The sequence below is a fragment of the Mycobacterium sp. SMC-18 genome, assembly GCF_045310895.1.
GTDB lineage: Bacteria > Actinomycetota > Actinomycetes > Mycobacteriales > Mycobacteriaceae > Mycobacterium.
Map to the genome: position 1 here is coordinate 1 of NZ_JBJIAL010000126.1, position 1,379 is coordinate 1,379.

The following is a 1,379-nucleotide window of genomic DNA, read 5'->3' on the forward strand; positions in this document are numbered from 1 at the left end:
ACACCCAGCCAACCAGACACCCCAATCACAGGCCGACAGCAGCTGACCGTTCTACACCCTCAATCATGAAGAGCCAATTTACGGATGGATGACGAGTTCTTCTACGACGACCGGCCTGAGATGGACACCCACATCCGTCGCACCGGCATCGACACCGAGGCCATCCGCAACAGCCGCGCCTACCGGACGGCCCGTGCCGAGTTCCGGCGTGAGGAGAAGGTGCGTCAGGCCCCGTGCATCATCTGTGGTGGGTTCATCGACTTCAGGCTGAGGTGGCCGCACGCCGACAGTTGGACGCTCGAACACCTCAAGCCCGTAGCGACCCACCCCGAGCTGATGCTGGACCGGCGCAACTGGGCCAGTGGTCATGCTGGATGCAACCGGCTCAAGGGCGGCGGCCTCAACCCGATCCTGCCGGGGGAGATGGGCGAGCCGAGCGAGGCCTGGTAGGGGCTCAGTCCCTCCCAGCACCGGCCTTAGTCCGGCCGCTGCCCTTGCATCGCCCAACCTCGTTTTTGTAGGCGCGGGTGTGCTCCTCGAAGCGCCACGCGCCGTGCTCGTCCTGGTACATGCGCCACTCGCACAGGCAGGCGGCGCAGTAGTCAGACGGCTCACCACCTAGCTCGCGGTTCGGCTTGAAGGGGTCGAGTGCCATAGCTCTTCACGGTAGGAAGCGTTTCGAAAACGCGAAGCAGATTGGGGCGGCCCGTTTGGGACTAGCTGGCCTGCTGTGCACTCCCCGCTTCTGTCGCCAAGCGGTCCTCGGCGCGCTTGATGATGTCGTCAAGTAGCTTCTGGCACTTCTTAAGTCGTGCCAGTGCATTGGGGGTCAGGTTGGTGTTGGCCACTCGCCCGCTAAGGCTCGTCAGGTAAGCCTCTACGGAGCCCACATGCTTACCGAATGTGCGCTGGCCATGGTTAGCCCCGAAGGATGACTGCCACTTGCTGCCGTCGTTCCCGCCGTTGGTGTCATCCTCGGCTTTGGTGCGCTCTGCTTCGTTCAGACGCCGAGCCTCGCCCAATTGCTTCTGGGCCGAACTGAGGTCGGTTGTGCTCGACTCTCCGACCCGGGTGACGACCTTCTCGGTACCGGAGGGCGGCTGAACATCAAGGTTCACCGGCACGTACGAGGGATGCTGCGGGTACTGCTTCCCGTCGCGGCCGGTCACCCGGGTGGGTCCAGGTGTCTCATTTGAGACAGCTGCCAGAGCTCGGCTCGCGGTGTCCTTGCTGAGGCCGGTTGCGGCCGCGATCGCACGCAGGGACATTCCGGCTGCCGCCATCGACTTCACCTGCTCGGCACGGAGCAATGATCAGAACCTGTGGATGAGCCTCGGCGAGGCGGCGTAGGAAAGGGCGCACCTTCCCGAGGATGATCT

3 protein-coding genes are annotated in these 1,379 nt (G+C 63.7%); 1 reads left to right on the forward strand and 2 read right to left on the reverse strand.

Annotated elements, in window-relative coordinates; all coding sequences use genetic code 11:
- Positions 1-84: 84 nt before the first annotated feature.
- The gene (locus ACJH6J_RS30390) at positions 85-450 is read left to right on the forward strand and encodes a hypothetical protein (RefSeq protein WP_212812792.1); all 366 of its coding nucleotides are present in this window, start codon (positions 85-87) and stop codon (positions 448-450) included.
- Between the two features lie 4 nt (positions 451-454).
- Here ACJH6J_RS30390 and ACJH6J_RS30395 read toward each other — a convergent pair whose 3' ends face one another.
- Both ACJH6J_RS30395 and ACJH6J_RS30400 read right to left on the reverse strand, forming a co-directional pair.
- Positions 455-655, reverse strand: coding sequence for a hypothetical protein (locus ACJH6J_RS30395; protein WP_406805034.1), 201 nt, complete (start codon positions 653-655; stop codon positions 455-457).
- 61 nt (positions 656-716) lie between these two features.
- A complete protein-coding gene (locus tag ACJH6J_RS30400; RefSeq protein ID WP_406805035.1) occupies positions 717-1,283 on the reverse strand; it encodes a hypothetical protein in 567 nt (188 codons plus the stop codon).
- Between the last annotated feature and the right edge of the window lie 96 nt (positions 1,284-1,379).